22 protein-coding genes and 1 riboswitch are annotated in these 25003 nt (G+C 64.9%); of the genes, 10 read left to right on the forward strand and 12 right to left on the reverse strand.

The features are described from left to right. Nucleotides 1-22 precede the first annotated feature (22 nt). The 5 genes from AC1RGE_RS03270 to AC1RGE_RS03290 form a co-directional block, all read right to left on the reverse strand. Nucleotides 23-790 carry an SDR family oxidoreductase gene (locus tag AC1RGE_RS03270; RefSeq protein WP_011060922.1) on the reverse strand — a complete coding sequence of 256 codons (768 nt, stop codon included), beginning with the start codon at nt 788-790 and terminating at the stop codon, nt 23-25. A 39-nt stretch (nt 791-829) separates the two neighbouring features. Further along, nucleotides 830-1897, reverse strand: coding sequence for a phosphotransferase family protein (locus tag AC1RGE_RS03275; RefSeq protein WP_011060923.1), 1068 nt, complete (start codon nt 1895-1897; stop codon nt 830-832). A gap of 247 nt (nt 1898-2144) precedes the next feature. Then, a complete protein-coding gene (locus tag AC1RGE_RS03280) occupies nt 2145-3095 on the reverse strand; it encodes a 2-hydroxyacid dehydrogenase (RefSeq protein ID WP_492583327.1) in 951 nt (316 codons plus the stop codon). 17 nt (nt 3096-3112) lie between these two features. Then, a complete protein-coding gene (locus tag AC1RGE_RS03285; RefSeq protein ID WP_019094301.1) occupies nt 3113-3508 on the reverse strand; it encodes a VOC family protein in 396 nt (131 codons plus the stop codon). Between the two features lie 134 nt (nt 3509-3642). Further along, the gene (locus AC1RGE_RS03290) at nt 3643-4182 is read right to left on the reverse strand and encodes a cysteine hydrolase family protein (protein ID WP_123430918.1); all 540 of its coding nucleotides are present in this window, start codon (nt 4180-4182) and stop codon (nt 3643-3645) included. A gap of 493 nt (nt 4183-4675) precedes the next feature. Here AC1RGE_RS03290 and AC1RGE_RS03295 point away from each other — a divergent pair, with 493 nt between their 5' ends. Both AC1RGE_RS03295 and AC1RGE_RS03300 read left to right on the forward strand, forming a co-directional pair. Then, nucleotides 4676-5956, forward strand: coding sequence for a serine/threonine transporter (locus tag AC1RGE_RS03295; protein ID WP_093408640.1), 1281 nt, complete (start codon nt 4676-4678; stop codon nt 5954-5956). Nucleotides 5957-6272: 316 nt separating this feature from the next. Continuing rightward, entirely contained in the window at nt 6273-7946 is a 1674-nt protein-coding gene (locus tag AC1RGE_RS03300; protein WP_019094304.1) for a SulP family inorganic anion transporter, read from the forward strand. A 54-nt stretch (nt 7947-8000) separates the two neighbouring features. Here AC1RGE_RS03300 and acnB read toward each other — a convergent pair whose 3' ends face one another. After that, on the reverse strand, nt 8001-10610 hold the full coding sequence (gene acnB / locus AC1RGE_RS03305; protein ID WP_011060929.1) for a bifunctional aconitate hydratase 2/2-methylisocitrate dehydratase: 2610 nt from the start codon (nt 10608-10610) through the stop codon (nt 8001-8003). 409 nt (nt 10611-11019) lie between these two features. Between acnB and AC1RGE_RS03310 the strand changes: the two genes are divergently transcribed. Continuing rightward, on the forward strand, nt 11020-11487 hold the full coding sequence (locus AC1RGE_RS03310) for a DUF1289 domain-containing protein (RefSeq protein WP_011060930.1): 468 nt from the start codon (nt 11020-11022) through the stop codon (nt 11485-11487). Nucleotides 11488-11703: 216 nt separating this feature from the next. Here the strand turns inward: AC1RGE_RS03310 and AC1RGE_RS03315 are convergent, their stop codons facing one another. After that, entirely contained in the window at nt 11704-12567 is an 864-nt protein-coding gene (locus AC1RGE_RS03315) for a universal stress protein (protein ID WP_011060931.1), read from the reverse strand. Nucleotides 12568-12856: 289 nt separating this feature from the next. Here AC1RGE_RS03315 and AC1RGE_RS03320 point away from each other — a divergent pair, with 289 nt between their 5' ends. From AC1RGE_RS03320 to AC1RGE_RS03330, 3 genes are all read left to right on the forward strand, one after another. Then, nucleotides 12857-13462, forward strand: a complete 606-nt coding sequence (locus AC1RGE_RS03320; RefSeq protein ID WP_011060932.1) for a MiaE family protein — start codon at nt 12857-12859, stop codon at nt 13460-13462. Between the two features lie 171 nt (nt 13463-13633). Next, nucleotides 13634-14344, forward strand: a complete 711-nt coding sequence (locus tag AC1RGE_RS03325) for a winged helix-turn-helix domain-containing protein (protein WP_011060933.1) — start codon at nt 13634-13636, stop codon at nt 14342-14344. Further along, entirely contained in the window at nt 14345-15634 is a 1290-nt protein-coding gene (locus tag AC1RGE_RS03330; RefSeq protein WP_492583329.1) for an ATP-binding protein, read from the forward strand. It abuts the gene before it with no gap. Between the two features lie 70 nt (nt 15635-15704). Here AC1RGE_RS03330 and AC1RGE_RS03335 read toward each other — a convergent pair whose 3' ends face one another. From AC1RGE_RS03335 to AC1RGE_RS03345, 3 genes are all read right to left on the reverse strand, one after another. Next, on the reverse strand, nt 15705-16505 hold the full coding sequence (locus AC1RGE_RS03335) for a MipA/OmpV family protein (RefSeq protein WP_492583331.1): 801 nt from the start codon (nt 16503-16505) through the stop codon (nt 15705-15707). A 6-nt stretch (nt 16506-16511) separates the two neighbouring features. Beyond that, nucleotides 16512-18323, reverse strand: a complete 1812-nt coding sequence (locus tag AC1RGE_RS03340) for a serine hydrolase domain-containing protein (RefSeq protein ID WP_103291097.1) — start codon at nt 18321-18323, stop codon at nt 16512-16514. Nucleotides 18324-18431: 108 nt separating this feature from the next. Continuing rightward, on the reverse strand, nt 18432-18920 hold the full coding sequence (locus AC1RGE_RS03345; RefSeq protein WP_019093781.1) for a GFA family protein: 489 nt from the start codon (nt 18918-18920) through the stop codon (nt 18432-18434). A 110-nt stretch (nt 18921-19030) separates the two neighbouring features. Continuing rightward, nucleotides 19031-19191, forward strand: a riboswitch (yybP-ykoY riboswitch). Between the two features lie 10 nt (nt 19192-19201). Here AC1RGE_RS03345 and mntP point away from each other — a divergent pair. After that, nucleotides 19202-19774 (forward strand): manganese efflux pump MntP, encoded by a 573-nt coding sequence (gene mntP / locus AC1RGE_RS03350; RefSeq protein WP_492583333.1) that lies wholly within the window; start codon nt 19202-19204, stop codon nt 19772-19774. 75 nt (nt 19775-19849) lie between these two features. On the opposite strand, the gene AC1RGE_RS03355 is transcribed toward mntP, so the two are convergent. Next, a complete protein-coding gene (locus tag AC1RGE_RS03355) occupies nt 19850-20416 on the reverse strand; it encodes a GNAT family N-acetyltransferase (RefSeq protein WP_011060939.1) in 567 nt (188 codons plus the stop codon). Nucleotides 20417-20551: 135 nt separating this feature from the next. Beyond that, nucleotides 20552-21457: a LysR family transcriptional regulator gene (locus tag AC1RGE_RS03360; RefSeq protein WP_019093783.1), complete on the reverse strand. Its 906-nt coding sequence runs from the start codon at nt 21455-21457 to the stop codon at nt 20552-20554. Nucleotides 21458-21599: 142 nt separating this feature from the next. Here AC1RGE_RS03360 and AC1RGE_RS03365 point away from each other — a divergent pair, with 142 nt between their 5' ends. The 3 genes from AC1RGE_RS03365 to AC1RGE_RS03375 are packed head-to-tail and all read left to right on the forward strand — an operon-like array spanning nt 21600 to nt 24984. Further along, the gene (locus AC1RGE_RS03365) at nt 21600-22427 is read left to right on the forward strand and encodes an HTD2 family dehydratase (RefSeq protein ID WP_041752747.1); all 828 of its coding nucleotides are present in this window, start codon (nt 21600-21602) and stop codon (nt 22425-22427) included. Between the two features lie 34 nt (nt 22428-22461). Beyond that, on the forward strand, nt 22462-23625 hold the full coding sequence (locus tag AC1RGE_RS03370; RefSeq protein WP_011060944.1) for an acyl-CoA dehydrogenase family protein: 1164 nt from the start codon (nt 22462-22464) through the stop codon (nt 23623-23625). A gap of 9 nt (nt 23626-23634) precedes the next feature. Next, on the forward strand, nt 23635-24984 hold the full coding sequence (locus tag AC1RGE_RS03375; protein ID WP_015635353.1) for an MmgE/PrpD family protein: 1350 nt from the start codon (nt 23635-23637) through the stop codon (nt 24982-24984). Nucleotides 24985-25003: the final 19 nt, after the last annotated feature.

Here is a 25003-nt window from a genome sequence, read left to right on the forward strand (position 1 = left end):
TTTTTTGTGGTGCAAGCGGGCCTCAGGAGAGGAAGCCGCCGTCCACATTGAGCGAGACACCCGTGGTGTAGCTGGAGGCGTCGCTGGCCAGGTAGAGCACCGCGCCGGCCATTTCGCTGGGGTCGGCCACGCGCTTGAGGGGGATCTGCGCCAGGGCGGTCTTGAGGATGGCGTCGTTCTTGACCAGGGCCGAGGCGAACTTGGTGTCGGTCAGGCCCGGCAGCAGTGCGTTGCAGCGGATGCCGAACTGCGCGCATTCCTTGGCGAAGACCTTGGTCATGTTGATCACCGCGGCCTTGGTCACCGAGTAGATGCCCTGGAAGATCCCCGGCGAGATGCCGTTGATCGAGGCCACGTTAATGATGCTGCCGCCGCCGTTTTCGCGCATCAGCTTGCCGGCTTCCACCGACATGAAGAAGTAGCCGCGGATGTTGACGTCGACGGTCTTCTGGAAGGCCCCCAGGTCAGTGTCCAGGACGTTGCAGAATTGCGGATTGGTCGCGGCGTTGTTGACCAGGATGTCCAGGCGCCCGAACTGTTCGCGAATGCCGGCGAAGACTTGGCTGATCTGCTCCATTTCACCGATGTGGCAGGCAATGGCGGTGGCCTTGCCGCCGGCGGCGATGATCGCGTCGGCCACGTGCTGGCAACCTTCGAGCTTGCGGCTCGACACGATGACATGGGCGCCTTGCTGGGCCAGCAACTTGGCAATGGCCTCACCGATGCCGCGGCTGGCGCCGGAGACGAATGCGATCTTGCCGTCGAGGTCGAACAACTGAGTCTTGGACATGGTTTTTCCTTGTTTGGGCTGTCGAGCGCCGGGGCGCGGTCAGAGGCTGGATTTGTGAATGACCTGCAGGCTCATCTGCTCCAGCAGTTTGTTCATGTGAATGAACTGCGCGAAGCGTTTGTCCTGGGTCTGGCCATGGTAGAAGCGGTAGTAGATCTGCTGCACGATGCCGGCCAGGCGGAACAGGCCGTAGGTGTAGTAGAAGTCGAAGTTGCCGATTTCGATTCCCGCGCGCTCGGCGTAGTAGTCGACGAACTGCTGGCGGGTGAGCATGCCCGGGGCGTTGCTCGGCTGGCGGCGCATCAGTTGCACCGGCGCCGGGTCGCCGGCCTCGATCCAGTAGGCCAGGGTGTTGCCCAGGTCCATCAGCGGGTCGCCCAGGGTGGTCAGCTCCCAGTCCAGCACGCCGATGATCTGCATCGGGTTCTGTGGGTCGAGGATCACGTTGTCGAAGCGGTAGTCGTTGTGCACGATGCTCGAGGTCGGGTGGTCGGCGGGCATCTTCTCGTTGAGCCAGGCCTTGACCTTTTCCCAGTGCGGCGCGTCCGGGGTCAGGGCCTTCTCGTAGCGGTCGCTCCAGCCCTTGATCTGGCGCTGCACATAGCCTTCGGGCTTGCCCAGGTCACCCAGGCCGCAGGCGCTGTAGTCGACCCGGTGCAGCTCGACGAAACGATCGATGAAGCTCTTGCACAGGGCCTCGGTCTGGCCGGCATCCAGGCCCAGCTCCGGCGGCAGGTCGGAGCGCAGGATGATGCCCTTGACCCGTTCCATGACATAGAACTCGGCGCCGATCACCGACTCGTCGGTGCAGTGCACGTAGGCTTTGGGGCAGTAGGGGAAACCGTCCTTGAGCTGGTTGAGAATGCGGAACTCGCGGCCCATGTCGTGGGCCGACTTGGCCTTGTGGCCGAAGGGCGGGCGACGCAGGACAAACTCCTGCCCGGGGTATTCCAGCAGGTAGGTGAGGTTCGAGGCACCGCCCGGGAACTGGCTGATCTGCGGCGTACCGCTCAGGCCGGGAATGTGCGCCTTGAGGTACGGGTCGATCAGGTTGGCATCGAGTTCCTCGCCGGAGCGAGTGCGGGTGGACTGGTCTGTAAGCGCCATGCTTATCCCTTCTGCTTATTCTGGAGGCCAGAGATTATTGGCTAATCTAATGCGCCTACCGGCCCCTCACAATCGCGGCGGGCCTTTATAGGTGCGCGTGTTGCCGGACAATCATTGCTTTTGATACAAGCGTTTGAATTTAGCCCCGTGTGTCTACGACCCGATGAGAGCAAGCCGGCTCCTACACCAGTCATGCAGGCACAGAGGTTGTCCGCCCCACGAGCATAGGCGTTGACTCGGGGCTGGGTCAGTTCGGTGCCGGCAGGGCCAGCGGGGTCAGCAGTGGCCGGCCTTCGAAGTGGGCCAGCAGGTTCTGGCCGACCATCGCCACGGTATCGCGGCTGGCCTGGGGCGAAAGGCCGGCGACGTGAGGGGTCAGCACCACATTGTCGAGCACCTTGAAGGCGTCCGGGACTTGGGGTTCGTCATCGAACACATCCAGGGCCGCGCCGGCAATCCGCCGCTGCTGCAGGGCCTGCAGCAGGGCGTTGGTGTCCACCACGCTGGCCCGGGCGATGTTCACCAGGAAACCTTCGGGGCCAAGGGCTTCCAGCACCGGCTGGTCCACCAGGTGCCGGGTGTCGGCGCCGCCCGGGGTGGCGATCACCAGGACGTCCGAGTCCCGGGCCAGTTCCACCAGGGTCGGGCAGAAGCGGTAGGGCTGGTCGGGGCGTGGCTGGCGGCTGTGGTAGCTCACCGGCATGTCGAAGCCCAGGGCGCAGCGCCGGGCGATGGCCTGGCCCACGGCGCCGAGGCCGAGCACCCCCAGGCGCATGCCGGCCAGGGACGGGCGCAGCACCTTCGGCCAGTCCCCCTGGCGTACCGCGGCGTCGGACTGGGGAATGCCGCGCACCAGAGACAGCAACAGGGCCAGGGCATGATCGGCCACGGACGAAGCGTTGACCCCGGCGCCATTGGTTACGGCGATCCCGCGATTGCTCGCCGCTTGCAGGTCCACTTGCTCATAGCCGGCGCCGATCACGCAGATGATCTGCAATCGGGGCAGGGCGGCGATTTCCGCCGCGCTCAGCCCCAGGGGGCCACGGGTCAGCACCGCATCGATCTGCCCGGCGTGGTCCCGGATCGCCTGGGCCCGGGTCTGTGGGGTGGGCGCCAGGATCAGCCTGAAACCCAGGTCTTCGAGGTGCGGCAGGTAGGCGTTGACGTTTTCAACCAGGACCAGAACGGTGGCGCGCATGGCGGACTCCTCGTGGGTTAGCGGGGCAGGGGTTGGCGCAATTGAAAGATGTTGCCTTCCGGGTCGATGCCGTCGCAGGCCCGGGCGTCCTTGAATTGCCATTCGCGCTCGGCTTCGTACACCCGGCCACCGGCCTTGGCAGCGCGCTGCCGGGCCCGGGCCAGGTCGTCTACCTGGAACAGCGGCTTGCAGGCGCAATCGCTGCGGGGCAGCGGCGGTTCCTGGAGGACGATGCGCGCAGCAATCGCTGGCGGCACCTGGACCAGGGTCAGCTCGAAGCCCTGGTGGGCCAGTTGCTGGTAGTCGGCTTGCTGTTCGGTGATGGGCCAGCCCAGCAGTTCGGCATAGAAGCGGGCGAGGGAAGGTGGATCAAGGCTGTAGAGGAGGCAGCCGGCGATCGTCGTGGCGCTCATGGAGGGTTCCATACGGGCAGGGGCGAAGGCTCAAGGGTGCGGGTTGCGAGGGATTTTGGCAATGCTCGCCGGCACCGTTCCCGGGGGCATCACGCCATGTTCGGCGTGCCCGGGGCGGTGTGGGGACGATGGGGTCAGAAGGTTACGTCGGCGGTCGTGGCCAGGCGCACGAAGGGGCCGTTCAGGGTGGCGTTATGGTGGGCGATGATGGTTCTTGCCCCGATCAGCGGCGTGTCCATGCAGGTGTGGGCGTCTTCCACCAGCACGGCGGCAAAGCCCAGGTCGCCGGCGGCGCGGCAGGTGGTATCGACGCAGTACTGGGTCTTCATGCCGACGATCACCAGTTCATTGACCTGGGCCTCCTGCAGGCGCTCGGCCAGCCCGGTGCCGACAAAGCAACTGGGGCGGGTCTTGTCCAGTACGCAGTCCAGCTCTTCATCCACTTCCAGGGTCGGCAGCAGTTGCCAGAAGGGGCTGCCAGCGGCAATCGGGGATTCGGCGGGGCCGGTATGGCGCACGGCGAAGATCGGCGCCCCGGCCTGGCGGGCGCGGCGGATCAGTTGGTTGATGTTTTCCAGGACCTGCTCGCGCTTGTAGGGCTTGTCCGGTCCATTGAACAACCCGACCTGCATGTCGATCACCAGCAGGGCACGCTTGGCGTTGGATAAAGGCATCTTGTCTCTCCTTGTAGTGCCAGCTGGACGGAGAAACAAAAGGCCCCGTCCATTGCTGGCGGGGCCTTGGTTCTACTGTGCTTGTGTCATCCCGCACAGCCACCACACGACCCGCCGGAGGCAGTCGTGGTGGTGGAGGTAGGGTTCAGCGCGTAGATATTCATGGGGTCCGATCATGCCGCCTGCCCGTGAGGCTTGTCAACGCGGCCTACTAGGGGCCGGCTTGCCGGCGAATGGCGTCTTCAGGCGGGCGCCTTTCGCTGGCAAGCCAGCTCCTGCGGAACCCGGATTGAGCGGGAGAGGGCCGGACCAGACGCTTTCCCATCAAACGAAAAAATACCTGCAGCGCATAAACCGTTCCTCAGCTGAGTCTATGCAGCGCCCTTGGAATCCCGGACAATCGCGCCCCCTCTTTTCGCTCGGGCACTGCCTGTCGGGTACTCCGATACGCCCGGGTGAATGGCAAACGACCGGAATGTGGAGATCCCACCGGATGAATGATCAGGCCAACAGCGTTGATCAACGCTTTGAAACCGCGGCCCCAGCGACCCTGACCCGCTGGAACCGCCAAGACACCACCTGGATGCTCGGCCTGTTTGGCACGGCCATCGGTGCCGGTACCCTGTTTCTGCCCATCAATGCCGGCATCGGCGGTTTCTGGCCGCTGTTGATCCTGGCGCTGCTGGCCTTCCCCATGACCTTCTATGCACACCGCGGCCTGACCCGCTTCGTGCTTTCCGGGCGTGACGGTGCGGACATCACTGACGTGGTGGAAGAGCATTTCGGTCTCACCGCCGGTGCCCTGATCACTTTGCTGTACTTTTTGGCGATCTTCCCGATCCTGCTGATCTACAGCGTGGCCCTGACCAACACCGTCGACAGCTTCATGACCAACCAACTGCACATCGCGCCGCCACCGCGGGCGATCCTGGCCCTGGTGCTGATCTTCGGCCTGCTGGTGGTGGTGCGTTGCGGCGAGCAGGTGATCGTCAAGGCCATGAGCCTGATGGTCTACCCGTTCATCGTGGCCCTGCTGTTCCTTGCGGTGTTCCTGATCCCGCACTGGAATGGCGGCATCCTCGCCACCGTCAGCGATGTCCCGGCGCCTTCGGCCTTCCTGCATACCCTGTGGCTGGCGATTCCGGTGATGGTCTTCTCGTTCAACCATTCGCCGATCATCTCGGCCTTTGCCGTGGACCAGAAGCGCCGCTATGGCGTGCACGCCGAAGAGCGCAGCTCGCAGATACTCTCGCGTGCCCACCTGCTGATGGTGGGCATGGTGCTGTTCTTCGTCTTCAGCTGCGTACTGACCCTGAGCCCGGCGCAACTGGCCGAAGCCAAGGCGCAGAACCTGTCGATCCTGTCCTACCTGGCCAACCATTTCCAGAATCCGACCATCGCCTTTGCCGCGCCGTTGATTGCCTTCGTGGCCATTGCCAAGTCCTTCCTGGGCCACTACATCGGTGCCAGCGAAGGCCTCAAGGGCCTGATCGGCAAGAGCGGCCGGCGCCCGGGCACGAAAACCCTGGACCGCGTCACCGCCGCCTTCATGCTGGTGATCTGCTGGGCCGTGGCCACCCTCAACCCGAGCATCCTGACGATGATCGAGACCATGGGCGGCCCGGTGATCGCGGCGATCCTGTTCCTGATGCCGATGTACGCCATCCGCAAGGTGCCGGCCATGGCCCGCTACCGCGGCCAGGCTTCCAACGTCTTCGTGACCCTGGTGGGCCTGGTGGCCATTACTGCCCTGGTGTACTCCCTGGCGTCCTGACAGCCTTCCGGTAGGAGCCGGCTTGCCGGCGAAGAGGCCCGCAAGCCAACTGCAAGGTGCGCGGACGCCTCCCTGGCGAACCCGCTGCTGCACACAACGCCGTCGGTACTTCACTGTACCGGCGGCGTTGTCGTTCAAGGCATTGATCAGGATTGTTTGCTGCCTTGAATAAAGGGCTAAGCTGGTGCTCTTATTGCTGCCAGGAACCCGCCCATGGCCATTCCCGCCCCTCTGGCTGCAAGCCTGCCCAAACATGTTTATTCCGTTGGGCGACACCCCCTGAATCTGGATTTTGCGTTGTCACGGATGAACCCGATTGGCCACTGAACCCCTGACCCACCCAACCGCTGCACCCAAGCGCACCCGCGACCTGCTGGCCGGCCTATCCATTGCCGGCCTGTTATTGCCGGAAGCCGTAGCCTATTCCAGCATCGCCGCCTTGCCGCCCCAGGCCGGGGTCATTGCCCTGTTTGCCGGGTTGCTGTGCTACGGCCTGTTGGGCACCAGCCGCTTTGCCATTGTTTCTGCCACTTCATCGTCGGCCGCGGTGCTGGCGGCGGCCACCCTGTCCCTGGCCGGTGGCGACGCCCAGCTGCGCCTGAGCCTGGCCTTTGCCCTGGTGCTGCTCACTGGGGTGTTCTTCCTCCTGGCCGGGCTGTTCCGCCTGGGGGGCGTGACCGCCTTCATTGCCAAGCCGGTGCTGCGCGGCTTTGCCTTCGGCCTGGCGTTGACCATTGTCCTCAAGCAGTTCGCCACCGTGGTCGGGGTGCACCTGAGCACCGGTAACCTGGTGCGCTTCCTGCCGCAGTTGCTGGAGCAGTGGCCGCAATGGAACTGGGCCGGCGCCGCGGTGGCGGCGGTGGCGCTGCTGGTGCTGGGGATCTGCTCGCGAATTCCCTATGTGCCCGGCGGGCTGGTGGCGGTGGTGATCGGCATTGGCGCCGGCCAGTGGTTCAACCTGCCGGCCCATGGCGTCGACCTGATCGGGGTCATCGAACTCAAGCTGGAGGTGCCGAGCCTGCCGCAACTGCCTTTTGCCGACTGGCTGCGCCTGGGGGAGCTGGCGTTCGCCCTGGTGATGATCCTGTATGCCGAATCCTATGGTTCCATCAGCTCCTTTGCCCTGAAGCATGGCGACCGGGTTTCCTCCAACCGCGACCTGCTGGCCCTGGGCGCTTCCAATCTGCTCTCGGGGCTGTTCCATGGCATGCCCGCGGGGGCCGGCTACTCGGCCACCTCCGCCAATGAAGCGGCCGGGGCGCGCTCGCGCCTGGCAGGGCTGACCGCGGCGGCGGTGATGCTGCTCATCGTGCTGACCGTGCTGCCCTATATCGCCCTGACCCCGGAGCCGGTGCTGGCGGCGATTGTCATGTACGCCCTGGGCCATGGCCTGAGCCTGCAACCCCTGGGGCGCTACTTCATCTGGCGGCGTGACCGGGTGCTGGTGATCTGCGCGGTCAGCGCGGTGCTGGTGCTGGGGGTGCTGGACGGGCTGCTGCTGTCAGTGGGTATCAGCATCCTGTTGCTGCTGCGGCAGATGTCGGCGGCGGATATCCAGATCCTCGGGCAACTGGGCAGCGGCCACGACTTTGTCGATCTCAGCCGTCATCCTCAGGCCCGGCAGGTGCCCGGCGTGCTGATCCTGCGGCCGGGGGAGGCGCTGTTCTTCGCCAACGCCGAACGCATCCTCGGCGGCGCCCTGCGCCTGATACGCCATGTGCAGGCGCCGATCCACAGCATCATCCTCAGCCTGGAGGAGTCCCCGGACCTGGACGGCACCAGCATCGAGGCCCTGGACGAGTTCTTCCGCCAGGTCAGCCTGGAGCACAAGCACCTGGCCCTGGCGAGGCTCAAGCACGAGGCCAAGGACGCCCTGGCACTGCTGCCGTCGAGCCGCGAGTACCAGGTGCTGCTCAGCGGCACCAGCGTCGACGACACGCTGCAGGAGAGCCTGCGGGGCTGGAAGGCCGGGGCTATTTCCCAGGCATAAAAAAACGCCGCGTATCGTGGAATACGCGGCGTTCCTTCTTACAACGCTACAGCCTTAGGCTTGCACCACCGGGATGTTGGCGTTGGCAGCCGCTTCACGGAACTCCGCGATCTGGTCGAAGGACAGGTAGCGGTAGATATCGGCCGCCATGCTGTCGATCTTGCCAGCGTATTCCATGTACTCCTCGACGGTCGGCAGGCGACCCAGGATCGAAGCCACCGACGCCAGCTCGGCCGAAGCCAGGTAGACGTTGGCGCCATCACCCAGACGGTTCGGGAAGTTACGGGTCGAGGTCGACACCACGGTGCTGTTCGGCTCGACGCGTGCCTGGTTACCCATGCACAGCGAGCAGCCCGGCATTTCCATGCGTGCGCCGGCCTTGCCGTAGATGCCGTAGTAGCCTTCTTCGGTCAGTTGGTGAGCGTCCATCTTGGTCGGCGGCGACAGCCACAGACGGGTTGGCAGCTGGCCCTTGACCTGATCCAGCAGTTTACCGGCAGCGCGGAAGTGACCGATGTTGGTCATGCACGAACCGATGAACACTTCGTCGATCTTCTCGCCAGCAACGCTGGACAGCAGACGGGCGTCGTCCGGGTCGTTCGGCGCGCACAGTACAGGCTCGCTGATGTCGGCCAGGTCGATTTCGATGATTTCGGCGTATTCGGCGTCGGCATCGGCTTCCATCAGTTGCGGGTTGGCGATCCAGGCTTCCATCGCTTGAGCGCGACGTTCCAGGGTACGTGCGTCACCGTAGCCTTCGCCGATCATCCAGCGCAGCAGGGTGATGTTGGACTGCAGGTACTCGGTGATCGACTCTTTCGACAGCTTGATGGTGCAACCGGCAGCCGAACGTTCGGCCGAGGCGTCGGACAGTTCGAACGCCTGCTCCAGGGTCAGGCCTTCCAGGCCTTCGATTTCCAGGATGCGGCCGGAGAAGGCGTTTTTCTTGCCTTTCTTCTCGACGGTCAGCAGGCCGTTCTGGATGGCGAAGTAAGGAATGGCATGGACCAGGTCACGCAGGGTGATGCCAGGTTTCATTTTGCCCTTGAAGCGCACCAGGATCGATTCCGGCATGTCCAGCGGCATGACGCCGGTGGCAGCGGCGAACGCCACCAGGCCGGAACCGGCCGGGAACGAGATGCCCATCGGGAAGCGGGTGTGGGAGTCACCACCGGTACCGACGGTGTCCGGCAGCAGCATGCGGTTCAGCCACGAGTGGATGATGCCGTCGCCCGGACGCAGGGAAACGCCGCCGCGGGTCATGATGAAGTCAGGCAGGGTGTGGTGGGTGGTCACGTCGATCGGCTTCGGATACGCCGCGGTGTGGCAGAAGGACTGCATCACCAGGTCAGCGGAGAAGCCCAGGCACGCCAGGTCTTTCAGTTCGTCACGGGTCATTGGACCTGTGGTGTCCTGGGAGCCCACGGTGGTCATCTTCGGTTCGCAGTAGGTGCCAGGACGCACGCCTTTGCCTTCTGCCAGGCCGCAGGCCTTGCCGACCATCTTCTGCGCCAGGGTGAAGCCCTTGGTGCTTTCAACAGGGGCTTCGGGCTTCTTGAACAGGTCGAACGCAGGCAGGCCCAGTTCGGCGCGAGCCTTCTCGGTCAGGCCACGGCCGATGATCAGCGGGATACGGCCGCCGGCACGGACTTCGTCGAGCAGGACCGGGGTCTTCATTTCGAAGGTGGCCAGGACTTCGTCGGTACCGTGCTTGCAGACTTTGCCTGCGTGCGGGTACAGGTCGATCACGTCGCCCATGTTCATCTTCGACACGTCGAATTCGATCGGCAGGGCGCCGGCGTCTTCCATGGTGTTGTAGAAGATCGGGGCGATCTTGCTGCCGAAGCAGAAGCCGCCGGCACGCTTGTTCGGAACATAAGGCACGTCGTCGCCGAAGAACCACAGTACCGAGTTGGTGGCCGATTTACGGGACGAACCGGTGCCGACCACGTCACCGACGTAGGCGATCGGGAAGCCTTGACCGCGCATTTCTTCGATCTGCTTCATCGGGCCGGTCTTGCCTTGCTCGTCCGGAACGATGCCGTCACGGGCCATTTTCAGCATGGCCAGGGCGTGCAGCGGGATGTCCGGGCGGGACCAGGCATCAGGAGCAGGGGAGAGGTCGTCGGTGTTGGTTTCGCCGGTGACCTTGAACACCCGCAGGCTGATCTTGTCGGCCAGTACCGGGCGATTCTTGAACCACTCGCCGTCGGCCCAGGATTGCAGTACGCCTTGGGCGTGAACGTTGCCGTTCTTGGCTTTTTCCGCGACGTCGTGGAAGGCGTCGAACATCAGCAGGGTGTGCTTGAGTTGAGCGGCGGCCACTGGTGCCAGTTCGGCGTCGTCCAGCAGGTTTACCAGGGTCACGATGTTGTAGCCGCCCTGCATGGTGCCCAGCAGTTCAACGGCGCGCTTCTTGTCGATCAGAGGGGAGGAGGCTTCGCCTTTGGCCAGCGCGGAGAGGAAACCGGCCTTGACGTAGGCGGCTTCGTCGACTCCTGGTGGAACGCGATTGGTGATCAGGTCAACGAGGAAAGCTTCTTCGCCAGCCGGGGGATTCTTCAGCAGCTCGACCAGGCCTGCAGTTTGTTCGGCGTTAAGCGGCTGGGGAACGATACCCAGTGCTGCACGCTCTTCGATATGTTTGCGGTAGGCTTCAAGCACAGTTATTACCCTCATCAGTGGTCCCAAATGGGTGTCCGGGACGCTCATCCCGAAATTGCCGTACTCATGCGCTGCGTGGCGTTGTGGGCCACTTAGCCAGAATTACCGACAATTCCTTACAGAAGCTGCTTTCAAAGTTTTACGCCTGCAGAACGGGGAGCTGATGAGGGTTGGCGTTGGGTTTTTCCCCGCTGGAAAAACCCCTCGCCAACACCGCTCTGAAGGAACGACTGTGCTCGTGACGCTTTGAAAACAGCTTCAAACGGACATTGGCGCCTAAAAAGGCTGGCTGATTCTACGGTAAAAAAAGCCTCAACGTAAGTTGCTGTATTGAAGTTTGAGGGGTGATCAATCTTAGACAAAGGGCTAACATTGCCCACTGTTTTGCTTTTGCGTGCGTTGTCTATCTATGCCCAATCAGACCATCAAGACCCCCTGCGTCGGCCTCTGTTCCACGGTTTACGGCGATCTGGTATGCCGTGGCTGCAAGCGTTTCCACCATGAAGTGATCAACTGGAATGGTTACAACGAGGAGGAAAAACGCGCGGTCTGGCTGCGTCTTGAGCACCTGCTGGTGCAGGTGATGGCGGCCAAGCTGGAAGTCTTCGATCCGGTGCGCCTGCGCGAGCAGCTGGAGCAGCGCAAGATCCGCTTCGTGCCCCATCAGTCCGAGTATTGCTGGGCCTACCAGCTGATTGCCCGCGGCGCGCGAGTGATCAACCAGCTCGATGCCTATGGGATGGTGCTGCTGCCTGAGTTTCGCGACTGGGCCCTGCCGGAGTTGCGCGACGCCATTGATCGGGAATTCTTCCTGCTGTCCGAAGCCCACTACCAGCGCTACATCGCCCCCGGCTTTCTCAAGGATGCCCTCGGCTGAGTGCTTCGCTACGCGAATAACTCCCACGCAAATGCCACTGCAGGAGCTGGCTTGCCAGCGAAGACGGCTGCCAGGGCGGTGCAAGGCTTGTGGGCCTCTTCGCCGGCAAGCCGGCTCCTACGGGGTGAGGTTGATCGGGCTCTGTAGGACTGGCATGTCGACGAAAGCGCCGTCATGGACGGCGCAGATTACGCGATGGCGTTGCGGAGAGGGGGCTCAAGCCTTGGCCGCCAGCTCTTCCAGGTGATCCATGATGTCCGCCGGCTTGAGCACCAGCACGTCGCTGTCCAGGGAGTCGAGCACCACTTCGGCGGTGTTGCCGATCAGTGCCCCGGAAATCCCGGTGCGGGCCACGGTGCCGATGATGGTCAGCACGGCGCCAAGCTTGTGGGCCAGGTGGGGAATCAGCACATCGGCCGGGCCTTCCTCGATATGCAGGTGGGCGTCGTCGATGTCGAACTCGGCCTGGAACGCCTTGCACTGCTCGCGATAGCGCGCCTCGATGGTTTCCTTGAGCTGGAACACCGGGTCGGCGGCCGACAGCATCGGCGACGGGTGAGCGCTGATCACATGCAACTGGGCCTTGGCCAGGCTGGCGATATCGAAGCCGTGGTCGACGATACTGGCGTGCAAGGCCCGGTGCTCGCCGTCCATGTTGCCGACGTCGATGGCGGCCATCACCACGCCGCCGACCCAGGGCGTGGCGGTCTTGACCAGCAGCACCGGGGTCGGGCAGTAGCGCAGCAGTTTCCAGTCCGCCGGGGTCAGCAGGGCTTTCTTCAGCGGGGCGTCCGGCAGGTGCTGCTTGATCACCAGGCCGCAGCCCTCGGCCTGCTGCACATCGATGATGGTTTCGTGCAGGCTTTCGTTCCAGGCCTGCTCGGTGGTGACGCTGTAGCCTTCGCCGGTGAGGCTGCTCTTGAGTACGCTCAGCAGCGCCGAATGCTCGTGCTTTCTGTCGCAGACCAGCAGGTGCAGGTGGGCCTGGGTGACCCCGGCAATCAGCTTGGCGCGCTTGAGGGCAAGGCTTTCGCCGGGCGTGGGATCGATGACCACCAGGATACTGCGGATGCTTTGCATGATCGGGATCTCCAGGAAGGGATGAACGGTTAGGGTCTGTTCCCGTTTGGCCCAGCAACGCGGCTCGTCACCAAACGGGAACAGACCCTAGCGTGCACAACTATAGTTGCTGGCGCCCGGGCCGGATGTTGATGCATATCAATCGCGGCCGCTGGTGGTCTGCGGCCCGGCCGGTATAATCGCCGGCCTTTCGCTATGAAGCCTTTTGTCCCGTGAGCCTCATGTTAACGATCACTGATAGTGCTGCCTGCCGCTTTGCGGTGATGGCTGATTGTTCGGAAATGCGCCGATGAACTTTCCTGAAATTCCCGACTTTCTTGGCTGCCGCACGCCCGACGCTTGGGTCCAGGCGGCCCTGGCCGACCAGGAAACCCTGCTGATCGACCACAAGAACTGCGAGTTCAAGGCCGCCAGCACCGCCCTGAGCCTGATCGCCAAGTACCACGCCCATGTCGACCTGATCAACATGATGTCGCGCCTGGCCCGGGAAGAGCTGGTGCACCATGAGCAGGTCCTGCGCCTGATGAAGAAGCGCAAGGTCGAGCTGCGCCAGTTGCATGCCGGGCGCTATGCCTCGGGCCTGCGCAAGGTAGTGCGCAGCCACGAGCCGGTGAAGCTGGTGGACACCCTGGTGGTGGGCGCCTTTATCGAAGCCCGCAGCTGCGAGCGTTTCGAAGCCCTGGTGCCGCACCTGGACGAGGAGCTGGGCAAGTTCTACTTCGGCCTGCTCAAAAGCGAGGCCCGGCACTACCAGGGCTACCTGAAGCTGGCCTATCAGTATGGCGACGCCAAGGACATCGCCCAGGTCATCGACCGGGTGCGGGCGGCGGAGCAGGAACTGATCGAGTCGCCGGATCCGGAGTTCCGTTTTCACAGTGGCGTGCCGGCCTGGTGAACGACTGCCCTTGTGTAAAAGCAGGGGCAAATTGTTAAAAACTCTTAAAAGAATGAAATATCGCGCAAAACCGCTGCACGTCCCGGGTTTTGTGGCTTGCGTTATCCTTTCCTTAACCTCTTGCCCCCTATAATGCGCGCGCACAAATTGTGCGTTCACAGATTGGCAAATATGGAAAACCTGGGTCTTGGCAAGGTGTTGCTGGTGGAAGATGACGAGAAGCTCGCCGGGCTGATCGCGCATTTTCTGTCCCAGCACGGCTTTGAAGTGCTGACGGTCCACCGCGGCGATACCGCCCTGGCGGCATTTCTCGAATTCAAACCGAAACTGGTGGTGCTCGACCTGATGCTGCCCGGCCAGAGCGGCCTGCACGTGTGCCGGGAAATCCGCGCCGTGGCGGACACCCCCATCGTCATCCTCACCGCCAAGGAAGACGACCTGGACCACATTCTCGGCCTGGAATCCGGCGCCGATGACTACGTGATCAAGCCTATAAAACCGGCGGTGCTGCTGGCGCGCCTGCGGGCCCTGCAACGGCGCCAGGTGCCGGAAACCACCACCCTGCGCGGGGCCCTGGCATTCGGCGTGCTGAGCATCGACCGCAACAGCCGCGAGGTGCGCCTGGCGGGCGAGCCGGTGGAACTGACCACCATGGAATTCGAGCTGCTCTGGCTGCTGGCCAGCGCGCCGGGCAAGACCCTGTCCCGGGACGACATCCTCAACCGCATGCGCGGCATCGAGTTCGACGGCCTCAACCGCAGTGTCGACGTCTACATCAGCAAGCTGCGGGGCAAGCTCAAGGACAACCCGCGCGAGCCGGTGTGCATCAAGACCGTGTGGGGCAAGGGCTACCTGTTCAATCCGTTCGCCTGGGAGGTTTGAATGCTGCGTCTGTTTCTGGGGCTCTACCTGTTCCTGGCCCTGGGCTTCGCCGGGGCCATGACCGCGGTGCAACACATCTTCATCAACTACCTGGCCGCCGACCTGATCGAGTCCTACAACCGCGATGCGGTGCGCGGGCCGGCCTACAGCCTGAGCGAACAGTTGCGGCCGTTCGACGAGGCCGGGCGTCAACAGCAGCTGGAGCAGCTCAAGCCGCACTACGGGCTGCTGCTCAAACTGGTGCAGGCCGACGACCTGGACCTGAGCGTGCGCGAACAGGCCCTGCTGGATTCCAACCAGTTGGTGGTGCGCGAGGAGTTCACCGAATTCATCGGCAGCATCGACGGTGGCAAGCAACTGTTGAGCATCAAGCTGCCGGAAGACCCGCCCCTGACCCTGCTCTACAACATCGCCGCCTATGCCTTGCTCGGCGCGCTGCTGGCCATCGTCCTGTACTTCTGGGTGCGCCCGCACTGGCGCGACCTGGAGCGCCTGCGCCTGGCCGCCGAACGTTTTGGCGACAACGACCTGGGCACCCGGCTGCACCTGTCGCGGCGTTCCAACATCCGCGACCTGGCCCAGCACTTCAACCGCATGGCGGCGCGCATCGAGGGGCTGATCGCCAATCAGCGCGAGTTGACCAACGCAGTGTCCCACGAACTGCGCACGCCCATCGCCCGGCTGTCCTTCGAGCTGGACCAGTTGCAGCAACAACCAGATCCGGATGAAAACCGCGAGTTGATCGCCGACATGTATGCCGACCTCGGCGAGCTGGAGGAAATGGTCTCCGAACTCCTCAGCTACGCCAGCCTGGAACATGGCGCGGCCACCATCAACCGGGAAAACATCCAGGCCCAGAGCTGGCTCGACAGCGTGGTCGGCAGCGTGGCCCTGGAGGCCGAGGCGGCCGGGGTGCAACTGCTGATCCGCTCCTGCCAGGTGGAGTACGTGCGCATCGAACCGCGCTTCATGGCCCGGGCGGTGATCAACCTGCTGCGCAATGCCATTCGCTACGCCGACCGCCGGGTGGAGGTGTCCCTGGTGCGCCTGGAGCATGGCTACGAAGTGCGGGTCAATGATGATGGCCTCGGGGTGCCGGTGGATGGCCGGGAGAAGATCTTCGAGCCGTTTTCCCGCCTTGATGCCAGCCGTGACCGGCGTACCGGCGGTTTCGGGCTGGGCCTGGCCCTGGTGCGGCGGGTCTCGCAATGGCACGGCGGCAAGGTCGAAGTGGTGGATTCGCAATGGGGCGGCGCCTCGTTCCGCATGACCTGGGCCCACCTCGACTGAGGTTTGTGCACGGTGCCCTGAACCTGCGCAGCAACGCGGCCCGTGATCACGGGCCGCATCGCTGCCTTTCTCAGAAGCTGTACTCGATTTGAGTGGCGATGCCGGTCTGCATGCGCCGGTCGACGATCGGGCTGTCGCCGGCTTCCTTGCTCAAGTACTTCATCGACAGCAGGGTCGAGACCTTGGTCTGCTCATTGAGAGGCAGGGTCCAGGCCAGGTCGGCGCCGCTGCTGACCCGTCCACCCTTGGCCCGGTAGGCGCCGAAGCGGCTGTGGGCCGCCTGGGTGTCGCTCACCCCGTACCAGGTCTGCAGGTAGTCGGCGTTGCCGAACAGGCTGTTGAGGCTGGCATCCAGGCTGCCGAAGCGGCCCTGGTAGAGGTTGCTGCCAATGCTCAGTTCCAGTGCGCTGTAGGCCGAGCCGGTGTCGCGGTTGTCGTTCTTCTTCACCGCGTGGGTCAGGGTGGCGCCCAGTTCGAACGGCCCCAGGTCATAGCCCAGGTGCGCGCCGAACTGTGCCCGGGTCTTTATTTCGCCCATGCCCTTGAGGCGCTTGGAGCCCTGGCCCAGGTGGTTCTTGTCGCGCCGTGATTCGCTCGGGCCGACCCAGGTACTGAACGACAGGTCGCCCCATTCGTTGCCCCAGCCCAGGCCCTGGTCGGTATTGAGGAACACGCCCCAGGGGCTGATGATCTCGCCGCCGAGAATCGGCGCCAGGGCGCGTTCGTCACTGCCGCTGTAGCGCGGCACGCTGGCCACCCCGGCGTGCACGCCGTACTTCCAGTCTTCGGCGTGCAGCGTGCCGCAGACCGTGCTCAGGCCCAGGGTGCCGGCCCACAAGGCGGCGGTGGTGGAGTGTTTCAGGGTTTTCATGAAGGGTCAGAACCTCAGGTGGTTGGCGTTATAGGTGCGTTTGAATGAGTAGCCCAGGACGTTCACGCCGTTGACCTGGCGGCGCACGGTGTCGCCCAGGCCCGGGCCGTTGCCGGCGATCACCGCGTGGGCGTTGTCCACCGGGGCGAGGATGTAGTCGGTAAGGGGACGGCCTTGCTGCAGGCTGCGGATCATCAGGAAGCCGTCCTCCAGGGCGATGTCCATGCCGTTGATGGGCGGTTCGCCGGGGGCGTCGCTCAGAGCCTGGTAGGTGCCGACCGTGGCCAGCCAGTTGTCCGTCAGGGGCACCGGCTCGATCCGTTCTCCCACCGCCAGCAACTGGCCGTGGCTCTTGGCGGTGAACACCCGATGGCCCTGGACCTGCATCACGTCCAGTTGCAGTTGCCCCAGCGGGCCCAGGTCCTGGGGCCAGAGCCCGAGGCGCTTCTTGCGCACCCGCAGCCAGCCCTGTTCGTCACGCAGCAGTTCGTAGCGCTCGCCGGCCAGCTCGGCGTACAGGCGCTGGTGCTGGTCGCGGATCCGCAGCACACCCCAGCGGGTGGCATAGAAGCCCGCCAGGTGCCGGCGATCCGCCGCTTGCGGAACCTGACGTTGCTGGGCCTGGGGGGCCGTGGCCGGTTGCGGTGGCGGTGGCGGGGCGCCGTGGGCCTGCAGCAGCATGCGCAGTACCTGGGGCACCAGGGGCTGGGCCAGGGCCTCGCCGCTGTCGGAATTGCTCATCACGATCACCGCCAGCTGCTGCTCGGCCAGCACGCTGATCCGGGCATGAAAGCCCTCGCCGAAACCGCTTTGCTGCCAGGTGCGCATATCTGGCCGGACCCATTCCTCGCCGCAGGGCGACAGGAACCAGCCAAGGCCTACCTGGCAGTCGAAATCCAGCGGGTTGCCGGCGTTCTGCGTGCGCACCATTTCGTCGATGGATGCCGCCGAGAGCAGTTGGCGGTCCTGGTACCGGCCCTGGGCGAACAGCATGCGCACATAGCGGCTCAGGTCCCGCGGGCTGCTCCACAGGCCCTGGGCGGAAAGGTCGCGGACCAGGGCATCGCTGCTGACACCGTCTTCATAGCCTCTTGCCCGGTAGGGCTGGGCGCGGCTGTCCCCGACAAAGCTCGACTGGCTCATGCCCAGTGGGCGCAGCAGGCTCTTCTGCAACTGCTGTTCGAAATCCACGCCGCTGCTGCGCTCCACCGCTGCCCCGAGCAGAGCATAACCGAGGTTGGAGTAGGCGGTCTGGGTTCCCGGAGCGTTGCTCAGCCACAGCCCGCTGAGCTTTCCCGGCAGTTCGTCGAGGGCGTTGGGGGTGCGTGCGTCGCGCAGGTATTCGCTGGGAATGCCGCCCTGGTGGCTGAGCAGGCGGCGCAGAGTCACGGCCCGGTCGGCGGCGTTCTGGTCCTCGTGGAAGCGCGAGCGGACGTAGAACTCCCTGAGGGTGTCCTGCAGCGGCGCGTCCAGTTGCAGGCGCCCTTGTTCCACCAGTTGCATCACCGCCGTGGCAGTCAGCAATTGCGACAGGGCACCGGCGCGAAACGCGGTGTTTTCGGTCACTTGCAGGCCCCGGGCCTGGTCGGCGAAGCCAAAGCCCCGGGCCCAGATCAGTTGCTGGCCGTCCACCAGGGCTATGGATAGCCCGGGCACCTGATGTTCGGCCATCTGTTGCGGGATGTACTGCTTCAGGTAGCCGATGATGCTGGCGTAATCGCCGGGCGCGATGGGCGGCGGCGCTGGAGGCTGGCCGTTGCAGCCGAGGTTGCTCAAGAGCAGGCCCACCAGCGGCAGGCCGAGAAGTTTGCGGGACATGCAGCACCCGAGGGCCAATTGGATCAGCGGATGCTAGGGAAGGGGGGCGTGGCAGTCTTTGACAGCTTTGTCGGGAAACTGTCAAAGACTGTTAAGCCCCGGTTGCGCTCAGGCCTCCAGCCCCAGGCGCTGGTGCCACTGGGCAATCGATTCCTCGGGGTATTCGGCGAACTGCAGGTCGTGCGCCCCGGCATCGACCTCGACCCAGGGCGCCCTGGAGTCGAGCATCAAGTGGGTGTGTTGCGGCGGCACCGGCAACGGGGTGTCGATGGCCGAGGCAAAAGGGTGGATCAGCTCCGGCCATTGCGGGCTGAACAGCCACAGCCCGGAGCCGCAGCGCCCGCAGAAGTGCCGTTCGGCGCTGCTGCTGTGGGCCCGGGCGGCACCGGTGGGCTTGAGCCGGGCATGGTAGATGACGATGTGCTTGCGCCCACGTACCTTGAGGCTGGCCGCATCGCCCCCCAGGTTAATGGCGTAGCCGCCACCGCCCTGGGTCTTGCGGCAGATCGAGCAGTAGCAGCGCTGGTAGGGATAGGGATGGCGGCTGGACAGGCTGAAGTGCACGGCGCCGCAATGGCAGGAGCCCTGGAGTTGCATGGGGTACCTCCACGAATCAACGGGTGGATTGCACAGGCTAGCCGCTGTGCGAGCAGCTGTCGTGGCGCGCTGCTGATGAAATTTTCACATGTGCCCGGCTAAGCTGCGCGCCTCTTTGGGGAGTAACCTGCCACCGCGCCCTGCGGTGGCGCCCGTATCAACATTCTCGGCAACCTGCCGTGGTACGGGCACCGTTTCGGTTGGTGAGACCATCGACATACCTGCGCTGAAGTCGGGCGCGTGGGCATGTCGTGGACTCAAGCCCGACCGGAAGACTCAACGTGAACCCAGCCTCGATCATCTTTCTTGCCTTCGCCATGTCCACCGATGCCTTCGCCGCCGCGGTGGGCAAGGGTTCGGCCATGCTCAAGCCGCGCCTGCTGGAAGCTTTGCGCATCGGCCTGATCTTCGGCGTCATTGAAGCCATCACCCCGGTGGTGGGCTGGTTCATCGGCCAGGCCGCGACTCAATGGGTGGCCAACTGGGACCACTGGATCGCCTTCGGCCTGCTGCTGTTGCTGGGCCTGCACATGATCTACAACGGCACCCGCCAGCAGGCCGAGGCCGAGGAAGAAAAACCGCGCCAGCACGGCTTCTGGCTGCTGGCGGTAACCGGCCTGGCCACCAGCATCGATGCCCTGGCGGTGGGGGTGGGGCTGGCGTTCGTCAACGTCAACATCTGGGTCGCGGCCAGCGCCATCGGCCTGGCCACCATGACCATGGTCACCCTGGGAGTGATGCTGGGCCGCGCCATTGGCACGGTGATGGGCCAGCGCGCCGAAGTGCTGGGCGGGGTGGTGCTGATCATCGTCGGCTCGGGAATTCTCTACGAGCACCTGTCGGCTGTGGCTTGACTTCAGTATCGGCGGCGGGGCGGTTCTGCGGGCAATGCGGCCGCGCCTCGGGCCGAGGCGCGGAGCGCTCTGGCGTTACAGCGCCAGGCTGTGGATCACCTGGGTGGCGTCATCGGGGTCGATGGCGCTGCGCATGCCCAGCTGTTTTGCCAGGCGGCGCATGCTGTAGTTGGCGGCGGAATCCACCGAGTACATCTGCTGGAAACCGTTGTTGCGGGCTTCGTCGATCAGGTGCTGCATCAATAGCGCGCCGAGGCCCTTGCCTTGCCACTCATCGGCGATGGTCACGGCGAACTCGCAATGCGAGGGCTGCTCGTCGACCTGGGCGTAGCGGCTGATACCCACTTCCCGCAGTTCGCCGTTGTCGTGGACCAGGGCCACATAAGCCACCCGCTGCGGCGTGCCGACATCCATCAGTTGATTGAGCAGTTGCTCGCCCACTTCCTTGATCTCGCCGAGAAAGCGCTGGTGCCGGGTGGCCGGGGAGAGGTTTTCGATAAAGGCCTTTTCCCGCTCCCGGTCCTGGGGCCGCAGCGGGCGGATCAGCACATGGCTGCCATCGTTCAGGGCGTCGATCCAGTATTGGCCTTGCTGCGCCGGGAACGGCGGGTGGGCGAGGGTATCGAGAGCGGTGCTGGGCATGGTCAAGTCTCCGCGGAGCCAAAGGGCGGGCTGTGCACACAGCCCTGATTGGCTTCAGGTTTACTCCGCTGGCGAGGCGGGCACTTGATCGGCATCAATGTCTCTGCTTGCGCTGCCGGCCAGGGCGATCACCGGTCACGAGGCTTGCGGGCTCCGGGCATCGGGCATCAGCGTCGCGATCAGCGCCCGCACGCTGCCGGGCAGGGCCTCCAGTTCGCGGACGATGATGCTGCGTTCGCGCACGGCCCAGCTTTCATCCAGCTTCACCGTCACCAGCTGCATGGTGCGGCTGTGCCGCAAGGCCGCGGACTCGGGAATGATGCCGATGCCGACCCCGGCTTCCACCATGCGGCAGATCGCTTCGAAGCTCGACACCTGGATGCGCAGCGAGAGTTGCTTGCCCAGGCGCTCCACGTGCTCGCGCAGGAAGGTCAAGAGGGTGCTGCCTTCATGCAGGCCGATGTGCTGGTAGGCCAGGGTCTGTTCCAGGGTCACCGAAGCCTGCCCCGACAGCGGGTGGCCCACGGGCACCATCAGCACCAGGTGGTCGGTGCTGAAGTGCAGCACCTGCAGGCCGCTGGCTTCCACCGGGCCGGCGATGATGCCCATGTCGCTGGTGCCGTCCAGCACACCGCGAACGATGTCCCGGGACAGGCGCTCCTGCAGGTCCACCGTGACTCCCGGGCGTACCGAGAGAAATTTCGCCAGCACTTCCGGCAAGAATTCGGTGACCGCCGTGGTGTTGGCGAAGATGCGGATGTGCCCGGAGGAATCACCGCCGTACTGGGTGAATTCGCTTTTCAGGTAATCCACCTGGCGCATGATCAGCCGCGCGTGCTGCAGCAGCCGTTCGCCGGCGGGGGTGACTTCCACGCCACGGCTGTCGCGGTACAGCAGGCGGGTTTCGAGCTGGCCTTCCAGGGCCTTGATCCGCGCGCTGGCGGCCGCTGGCGAGAGGAAGGCGCGGCGCGCGCCCTGGGTCAGGCTGGGGGATTCGGCAATATGGATAAACAGGCGCAGGTCCGCCAGATCGAAATGCATGTCCGGGCTCCTGAAGGCAGGGGTAGGGGCGAATGGCGTTCAGCATAAACGAACGCCGGTTTATAGAAATGCAAATTCTCCATACGCGCCAGCCCCTTGCATGATGGCCGCCATCACCTTCGTGCCACAGGACCCTGCCACCATGAGTGCCACCGACCCCAGCGCCTGGATCGGCCGCAGCCAGCGGATCGACGACCACCTCAGCCATAACCTGCTGGCCCGCATCGCCGCCACGTTCGGCCAGCCCGCCCCGGCCCCGGGCGAGGCCCTGCCGCCGTTGTGGCACTGGTGTTTCTTCCAGCAGCCACAGCCGGCCTCGGCCCTGGGCGGCGACGGGCATCCGGCGCGGGGCGGTTTCCTGCCGCCGGCGGCCAACCGCAACCGCATGTGGGCCGGTGGCCGCCTGGCGTTTCACCGGCCGCTGCGGGCCGGCGCCGAGGCCAGTTGCACCAGTACCATCCTCCAGGTCGAGGAAAAGGCCGGGCGCACCGGCAAGCTGCTGTTCGTCACCCTGTGCCACGAATATTTTCAGGACGGCCAACTGGCGCTGCGCGAAGAACAGGACATCGTCTACCGCGAAGCGTCCCCGCCGAAAATGAGCAGTGGCGAGCTGCTGCCCGAAGGCGACTGGCGCGAGCCGGTGGAGCCCACGCCGACCCTGCTGTTTCGCTACAGCGCGGTGACCTTCAACGGCCATCGCATCCACTACGACTATCCCTACGTCACCGCCACCGAGGGCTACCCGGGGCTGGTGGTGCACGGCCCGCTGATCGCCACCCTGAGCCTGGGGGCCTTCTGCCGGGCCCACCCCGAGGCGCGCCTGCGCCATTTCGCCTACCGCGGCCTGCGGCCCTTGATTGCCCCGCAGCCTTTCGAGGTCGGCGGGCGCATCAGCGCCCCTGGCCACGCCGAACTGTGGGCCGGCGACGGCTCCGGGCTGGCCCAGCGCGGCGAAGTGCAGTTCGACTGAATTCCAACAATAAGCAAAGGCGGAGTGCCGATTGATGACCCCCCATGACACTGAAGAACTCAATGCCATCCGTGAAGGCGTGCGTGCCCTGTGCGCCGAATTCGACGCCGCCTACTGGCGCGGCATCGATGAGCGCAAGGGCTTCCCGGAAGCCTTCGTCAAGGCCCTGACCGAGGCCGGCTGGCTGGCGGCGATGATCCCTGCCGAGTACGGCGGCTCCGGCCTGGGGCTGGCCGAAGCCTCGGTGATCCTCGAAGAGGTGAACCGCTGCGGCGGCAACTCCGGCACCGTGCACGGGCAGATGTACAACATGTTCACCCTGCTGCGCCACGGCAGCCAGGCGCAGAAGCGCTACTACCTGCCCAAGCTCGCCAGCGGCGAACTGCGCCTGCAATCGATGGGCGTCACCGAGCCCACCACCGGCACCGACACCACCAAGATCAAGACCACTGCCATCCGCCGCGGCGACAAGTACGTGATCAACGGGCAGAAGGTGTGGATCTCGCGCATTCAGCATTCCGACCTGATGATCCTGCTGGCCCGCACCACGCCACTGGCCGAGGTGCGCAAGAAGTCCGAAGGCATGTCGATCTTCCTGGTGGACCTGCGCCAGGCCATCGGCAACGGCCTGACCGTGCAGCCCATTGCCAACATGGTCAACCACGAGACCAACGAGCTGTTCTTCGACAATCTGGAGCTGCCCGCCGACAGCCTGATCGGCGAGGAGGGCAAGGGCTTCAAGTACATCCTCGACGGCCTCAACGCCGAGCGCACGCTGATCGCCGCCGAATGCATCGGCGATGGCCGCTGGTTCATCGACAAGGCCAGCGCCTATGCCCGCGACCGGGTGGTGTTCGGCCGGCCCATCGGCCAGAACCAGGGCGTGCAGTTCCCGATTGCCGAGGCCCATATCGAGATCGAGGCCGCCGACCTGATGCGCTGGCGCGCCTGCGAGGAATACGACAGCGGGGGCAACGCCGGGGCCAGCGCCAACATGGCCAAGTACCTGGCGGCCAAGGCTTCCTGGGAGGCGGCCAACGCCTGCCTGCAGACCCACGGCGGCTTCGGCTTTGCCTGCGAGTACGACGTCGAGCGCAAATTCCGCGAGACCCGGCTGTACCAGGTGGCGCCGATCTCCACCAACCTGATCCTGTCCTACGTCGCCGAGCATTTGCTGGAGCTGCCCCGCAGCTTCTAAGGAGCCCCCATGAGCCATACCCACGACTTGGCCGGGTTCCTTGCCGGCCTGCGCTACGCCGACCTGCCGGAAAGCGTCCTGCTGCGCACCCAAGAGCTGTTCCTCGACTGGCTGGGCTCGGCCCTGGCGGCCCAGGGCGCGCACCCGATCCCCTTGTTCGAGGCCTATGCCCGGCACATGGGCCCGGCCAGTGGCCCGGCGCGCATCCTGGTCAATGGGGCCGGCAGCTCGGCGTATTTCGCCGCCCTGGTCAACGCCGCCTCCTCGCACCTGGTGGAGCAGGACGACCTGCACAACAGCTCCGTGCTGCACCCGGCCACCGTGGTGTTCCCGGCGGCGCTGGCGGCGGCCCAGGACCTGGGCAAGTCCGGCCGCGAGCTGCTGCTGGCGGCGGTGGCCGGTTATGAGGCAGGGATCCGCATCGGCGAATTCATGGGCCGTTCCCACTACCGGATCTTCCACACCACGGCCACCGTCGGCACCCTGGCCGCTGCGGTGGCGGTGGGCAAGCTGATGGAATTCGACAGCGAGCAGTTCATCAACCTGCTGGGCAGCGCCGGGACCCAGGCCGCCGGGCTCTGGGAGTTTCTGCGCGACGCCGCCGACTCCAAGCAATTGCACACCGCCAAGGCCGCCGCCGATGGCCTGCTGGCCGCCTACCTGACCCGGGACGGCCTGAGCGGCGCGCGCAATATCCTCGAAGGCGAGCAGGGCATGGCCGCCGGCATGTCCCGGGATGCCGAACCGGCATTGCTCAGTGCCCGCCTGGGCAGCCGCTGGGCGCTGCTGGAAACCTCGTTCAAGTTCCACGCCTCGTGCCGCCACACCCATCCCGCCGCCGATGCCTTGCTTGAGGTGATGCAGCGCGAAGGCCTGGAACACGGGCAGATTGCCCGGGTGCTGACCCGGGTGCACCAGGGTGCCATCGATGTGCTGGGCCGGGTCCAGGTGCCGCAGACCGTGCACCAGGCCAAGTTCTCCATGGGCACCGTGCTCGGCCTGATCGCCGTGCACGGCAAGGCCGGGTTGCCGGAGTTCCAGCGTCATGGGCTGAACGACCCCCGGGTCGCGGCGTTTCGCGACAAGGTCGGCATGCAGCTGGACCCTGAAGTCGATGCGGCCTATCCAGCGCGCTGGCTGGGCCGGGTCGAGGTGCAGTGCGTGGACGGCCGCACCCTGCACGGCGCCATCGATGAGCCCAAGGGTGACCCGGGCAATGGCCTGTCCCGGGCCGAGCTGGAAGACAAGTTCCAGCGCCTGCTGCAGTTCTCCGGCGCCCGCACCCCGGAGCAGGGCAATGCCTTGATCCGTCGGGTCTGGGCCCTGCGGGACGCTGCCGATCTCAACTCACTGCTCTGAATGCCCGACATCGAACAGG

Source organism: Pseudomonas sp. GW823-FHT02C05 (assembly GCF_058797595.1).

Bases quoted from the DNA above. Each gene is read 5' to 3' on its own strand.
- AC1RGE_RS03325 (WP_011060933.1), top strand. From the start codon at position 13,634: ATGGAAAACCTGGGTCTTGGCAAGGTGTTGCTGGTGGAAGATGACGAG.
- AC1RGE_RS03370 (WP_011060944.1), top strand. From the start codon at position 22,462: ATGACCCCCCATGACACTGAAGAACTCAATGCCATCCGTGAAGGCGTG.
- AC1RGE_RS03295 (WP_093408640.1), top strand. From the start codon at position 4,676: ATGAATGATCAGGCCAACAGCGTTGATCAACGCTTTGAAACCGCGGCC.
- AC1RGE_RS03275 (WP_011060923.1), bottom strand. From the start codon at position 1,897: ATGGCGCTTACAGACCAGTCCACCCGCACTCGCTCCGGCGAGGAACTC.
- AC1RGE_RS03335 (WP_492583331.1), bottom strand. From the start codon at position 16,505: ATGAAAACCCTGAAACACTCCACCACCGCCGCCTTGTGGGCCGGCACC.
- AC1RGE_RS03320 (WP_011060932.1), top strand. From the start codon at position 12,857: ATGAACTTTCCTGAAATTCCCGACTTTCTTGGCTGCCGCACGCCCGAC.
- AC1RGE_RS03330 (WP_492583329.1), top strand. From the start codon at position 14,345: ATGCTGCGTCTGTTTCTGGGGCTCTACCTGTTCCTGGCCCTGGGCTTC.
- AC1RGE_RS03345 (WP_019093781.1), bottom strand. From the start codon at position 18,920: ATGCAACTCCAGGGCTCCTGCCATTGCGGCGCCGTGCACTTCAGCCTG.
- AC1RGE_RS03285 (WP_019094301.1), bottom strand. From the start codon at position 3,508: ATGAGCGCCACGACGATCGCCGGCTGCCTCCTCTACAGCCTTGATCCA.
- AC1RGE_RS03355 (WP_011060939.1), bottom strand. From the start codon at position 20,416: ATGCCCAGCACCGCTCTCGATACCCTCGCCCACCCGCCGTTCCCGGCG.
- AC1RGE_RS03310 (WP_011060930.1), top strand. From the start codon at position 11,020: ATGCCCAATCAGACCATCAAGACCCCCTGCGTCGGCCTCTGTTCCACG.
- AC1RGE_RS03270 (WP_011060922.1), bottom strand. From the start codon at position 790: ATGTCCAAGACTCAGTTGTTCGACCTCGACGGCAAGATCGCATTCGTC.
- AC1RGE_RS03375 (WP_015635353.1), top strand. From the start codon at position 23,635: ATGAGCCATACCCACGACTTGGCCGGGTTCCTTGCCGGCCTGCGCTAC.
- AC1RGE_RS03280 (WP_492583327.1), bottom strand. From the start codon at position 3,095: ATGCGCGCCACCGTTCTGGTCCTGGTTGAAAACGTCAACGCCTACCTG.
- AC1RGE_RS03290 (WP_123430918.1), bottom strand. From the start codon at position 4,182: ATGCCTTTATCCAACGCCAAGCGTGCCCTGCTGGTGATCGACATGCAG.
- AC1RGE_RS03365 (WP_041752747.1), top strand. From the start codon at position 21,600: ATGAGTGCCACCGACCCCAGCGCCTGGATCGGCCGCAGCCAGCGGATC.
- AC1RGE_RS03340 (WP_103291097.1), bottom strand. From the start codon at position 18,323: ATGTCCCGCAAACTTCTCGGCCTGCCGCTGGTGGGCCTGCTCTTGAGC.
- AC1RGE_RS03315 (WP_011060931.1), bottom strand. From the start codon at position 12,567: ATGCAAAGCATCCGCAGTATCCTGGTGGTCATCGATCCCACGCCCGGC.
- AC1RGE_RS03360 (WP_019093783.1), bottom strand. From the start codon at position 21,457: ATGCATTTCGATCTGGCGGACCTGCGCCTGTTTATCCATATTGCCGAA.